The 4339-nt window shown below is 76.9% G+C and carries 3 protein-coding genes and 1 pseudogene; all 4 read right to left on the bottom strand.

What is annotated here, in order from left to right; translation table 11 throughout:
- Nucleotides 1-549, bottom strand: a pseudogene (locus ACFU6K_RS32470) (phage tail sheath family protein); the annotation flags it as partial.
- Between the two features lie 231 nt (nucleotides 550-780).
- The gene (locus tag ACFU6K_RS32465; protein WP_380669149.1) at nucleotides 781-2862 is read right to left on the bottom strand and encodes an ATP-binding protein; all 2082 of its coding nucleotides are present in this window, start codon (nucleotides 2860-2862) and stop codon (nucleotides 781-783) included.
- A gap of 35 nt (nucleotides 2863-2897) precedes the next feature.
- Nucleotides 2898-3608, bottom strand: a complete 711-nt coding sequence (locus ACFU6K_RS32460; RefSeq protein WP_380669147.1) for a DUF4255 domain-containing protein — start codon at nucleotides 3606-3608, stop codon at nucleotides 2898-2900.
- A partial coding sequence (locus tag ACFU6K_RS32455) for a CARDB domain-containing protein (RefSeq protein WP_380669145.1) occupies nucleotides 3605-4339 on the bottom strand: 735 nt, incomplete at its 5' end. The genes ACFU6K_RS32455 and ACFU6K_RS32460, both read right to left, overlap by 4 nt.

Raw genomic sequence — 4339 nt, 5'->3', positions numbered from 1 at the left:
GGTGCCGGGCTGTTCGGCGACGGCGACCAGCTTCGACTCGCGCAGCTGGGTGACGACGTAGCCCTTGGTGCTCTTGCGGGTCGAGACGTCGTACGTCTCGACGACCTCGGCGCCCCGGCGCACCAGCAGCCGGAACCGGTCGTCGGGGACGTTCTCGCCCTCCGCGTCGACGACCTCGACGGACACTTCGCCGCCCGCGCCGGGCAGGGCGGAGAAGAGGAAGCCCGCGATCTCGACGGGCGGGGCCGCAGTGACGGCGGGGGCGGCGCCGGGCGTCCGCCGGGCCGGGTCGCCGACCCGCACGACGTAGGCGGAGCCGCCGCCGTTGGCGAAGAAGCCGTACACCGAGTGGGCCAGGTAGGTGCCCTCGGTGAAACCGCCGAACCGCTGGACGTACTGGTCCCAGTTGGTGACCAGTGTGGGCTCGTGGAAGGGGCCGGTCTCGGCGAAGCCGACGAACGCGGCGACGGCCGTGCCGACGCCCTCGATCGGCCGGGCACCGGACTGGACCTCCTCCACGTACACGCCCGGGGTGAGGTACGACGGCATACGCGCTCCTTCGGCTGGCCCTGCATTTTCGCCGGTCATTCGCCCACGAGTCTGCTGCCAGGGCGGCACCCGGGGACATGTCCCCAGGTGCCGGACCGGGGGCAAGGACGCTGCCCCCGGCGGACACCGCCGTACGTACCCACCGGCCCCGGCCGCCCCGGGAGCGCTCGGCCGTGCCCACCGGTCACACGGGAGGTGCTCAGCCGTGCCCGCCGTTCACTCGGGAGGTGCTCAGCCGTGCCCCGCGTCGCCGAGGACGCCCAGCCACGGCCCGAACTCGCTCGCCAGCACCAGCCGGCCGAGCTTGCGGTACTCGCCGACCACCGCGGAGACCAGCTGCGCCATGCCCAGCGGGGCACCCGTCCCGGCGGCCAGGTAGGCCGCGGAGACGGCGCAGGCCCGGATGGAGCCGCCGGTGAGCTCGAAGTGCCGGGCGCAGTAGTCCAGGTCGAGGTCGTCGCCGCGGGGCACCAGCGCTCCCAGGCAGCGGTCCCAGAGCCGGCGCCGCTGCGCCTCGTCCGGCAGCGGGAACTCCGCGATGACGTCCAGCCGGCGGGTGAACGCCTCGTCGAGGTTGGCCCGCAGGTTGGACGTCAGCACCGCGATGCCGTCGAAGGACTCCATCCGCTGGAGCAGGTAGGCCGTCTCCACGTTGGCGTGCCGGTCGCGGGCGTCCTTGACCTCCGAGCGCTTCCCGAACAGCGCGTCCGCCTCGTCGAACAGCAGGACGCCGTTGACCTGCGCGGCCTCGGTGAAGATGCGTTCCAGGTTCTTCTCGGTCTCGCCGATGTACTTGTCCACGACGGTGGCGAGGTCCACCACGTACAGCTCCATGCCGAGTTCGGCGGCGACCACCTCGGCGGACATCGTCTTGCCGGTGCCGGACTCCCCGGCGAACAGGGCGACCACCCCGTTGCCCCGGCCGCCGCCCGGGCGCATCCGCCAGCTCCCGAGCACCTGGTCGCGGTGCCGGGCCCGCAGCACGAGTTCCCGGAGCCGGCCCGCGGTGGGGGCGGGCAGCACCAGGTCCGACCAGCCGACCGCGGGTTCGATCCGGCGGGCGAGCCGGGCCAGGCCCGCGCCGTTCTGCGCCCGCACCGCCGTCCGCAGGTCCTCGGCCCGCACCTCGCGGCGTTCGGCGGCCGCCGTCCGGGCCGCCACCGAGGCCGCGCGCGCCACCTGCTCCTGGTCCAGCCGGTACGCGGCGACGGCCTCGGCCAGGTCCGCGCTCAGCTCGCCGCCCGGCTCCCCGCCCAGCGCGTGGGCCCACTGCCCGGCGCGGTCGCGCTCCTCCGGCGGCGGGACGGTGACCACCACCGGGCTCCGCGCGGCCCAGGCCGGGTCCCAGACCTGGGGGCCGTGCACGACCAGCGGGACGCCGTCGAGTTCCGCGCACAGCTCGCGCAACAGCGCGGCCCGCTCGGGCCGTTCGGGTTCGAGCCGGTCCAGCGGTCCGAGCACCACGCCGCCCCCGCCCAGCCGCGCCTCGCGGGCGAGCACCCGTACGGTGCCCTCCGGCCGGCGGGCGGCGAGCGCGGCGGCGTCGACCACCAGCGGCGGCGGGCCGTCGGCCGCGAGGGCGGCCACCGCGAGCGGGCCGGCGTGCCCGCCCCGGTCCAGCAGGTGCACCAGTCCGCCGGCGGCGGCCAGCGCGCGAAGCCGTTCGTCCGGCTGCTGGAGGCGGGGCCCGGGGCCGGCGCGGTGGGCGAGCCCGGCGAGCGCGCCGTCCGGCTCGTCGTCGCCGAGCAGATGGGCCGTCACCCGGTCCGGGACGCGCAGGGTGCGGGAGAGCAGCGGGCGGTCCGGCTCGGTGATCTCCAGCAGGCCGCCGGCGACCAGCGGGGCGCGGGCGGAGAACCGGAAGCGGCCGGCGCCGGCCCCGGGCAGTCCGCACAGGTCGAGGGCCAGGCCGATGGTCGCCCGGCGGCGGGTCAGGTCGTCGTTGAGGTAGCCGTAGAGCTGTTCGAAGCGGGAGTCGAGGTCGGGGGCGAGCGCGACCAGCAGCAGGTCGAGGTCCACCGGGAGCAGCCCGAAGGCGGCGGTGAGCCGCCCGAGCCGGGAGCCGGGCGGCGGCGCGGGCCCGTCGCCGGGATCCGCGGCGGCGCGGTGCACGGTGGCGGAGGCCGCCAGGATGCGCTCCACCGCCTCCGGGCCGAGGTACTGGCCGCGGTACGGGTCGTCCGGGTCCGGGTCGTCGGCGCGGCGTTCGCGCACCGCGGTGCGGACCCGCTGCTCGACCCGGTGCAGCCGCTCCCAGAGGTGGTCGTGGCCGGGCGGCGCACCGTTGACCACCTCGTCCAGGTCCACGTCCATCGCGCCTGCGCCCTGCCCCTCGTCCAGGTCCACGGTCATCGCGCCCTGCCCCTCGGACGGCGGCCGGGCGGCAGCTCGCGGTCCCGGGGCGCGGCGAAACCGTCGGGCCCCGGGTCGCTGGCGCCCTGGTAGCGCAGGCGGCGGCCCGGGCCGTCGGCGGGCGGCGGGCCCGCCGGGGTGGTGTCGCCGGCGCGCAGCACCAGCCCCTCGGTGACGGGCGGTCCGGCCGGGGTGCGTCCGCCGGGCAGCGGGGCGAGCACCCGGAGGTCGACGGAGGGCCGCAGCTCCCCGCCGAGCGAGGACCAGACGTCGGACACCGACGGCAGGCCGGTGTCGCGCCCCGCGATGTCCAGTCCGATGGTCAGTCCGAGCTCGGCGAGCGTGCCGGTGAGCAGCCGGGCGGGCAGCGTGTCGGTGGCGGTCAGGCACTGCAGCACCTCGGCCAGCAGCCGGTGTTCGTCCTGCGGCCGGTTGGTCCAGGCGGTGACCAGGTAGGCCAGCTCAAACCAGCGGGGCGCGGGGTGGGTGCCGGTCACCAGGCCGTCCGCGTCGTGCTCCGCGACGGTTCCGGCCTGTCGGCGGCCGGTGTCCTCGCGCAGCCCGTACAGGTAGACGCTGACGGTGGGCGCGTTGCGCCGGGCGGCGAAGTCCCGGGTGGGGGCGTCGAAGACCACCTCGATGCCGCGTTCGGGCAGCCCGGTCTCGGTGAGCAGCTGCCGCAGCGCCTCGTCGACCTCGTGGATCACCGGCGCTCCACCTCCCCGGGCGGGCCGATGCTGCCCTCGACGACGAGGAAGGGGCAGGTCACCGGGGAGAATCCGGGGCCTTCGGCGGTGATGGTGCGCGGGCCGGTCTCGTCCTTGGGGAGGATGAGCAGCTGGCCGGCGAAGGTCCCGTCGGCCTTCGGGCGGGTGGGGGCGGCCGCGGCGGTGATGCCGGGCTGCCAGGTGAACCGGACGGGCGTGCCGGGCGGGAAGTCCACGCCGCGCACCGAGGTGACGAAGCCGGGCTTGCCGATCGGCGGCACCGCGACGATGCGGGGCTGGAGGATGCGCAGCGGGGTGCTCGCCCGGTGCGGTCCCGGGGTGGCGTCGGTGCCGGTGGTGGTGAGTTCGGTGGTGATGGTGGCGTCCAGCGCCGCGACGGGTGAGAGCACCACCCGGACGACCGCGCTGCGGCCCGGGGCCAGGTCGCTCACCGTGCAGGTGCCGTTGCGGCAGCCGGGGGGCAGGGCCCCGGTGGGCACGCCGGCGGGCAGGCCGAGGGTCAGGCGCAGGCCGGTGGCGCGGGCCTGGCCGGTGTTGCGCACGGTGTAGCTGACGGTCACGTGGCCGCCGACGTAGCCGGGGTTGGGCTGGGCGCCGACCGTGATCTCCGGTCCGGCCTGCGGTGGCGGCGCCGGAGCGGGGGCCGGGGCCGGGGGCGGCGGCGGTGCGGGGCTGGGCGTCACGGTCGGGGGCGGGGTGGGTGTCGGCTG

This window comes from Kitasatospora sp. NPDC057512, from assembly GCF_042802135.1.
In the GTDB taxonomy this organism is placed as follows: Bacteria; Actinomycetota; Actinomycetes; order Streptomycetales; family Streptomycetaceae; genus Kitasatospora.
The sequence above is the reverse complement of the archived record's forward strand: the minus strand, read 5'-3'. Positions and strand labels throughout refer to the sequence as shown.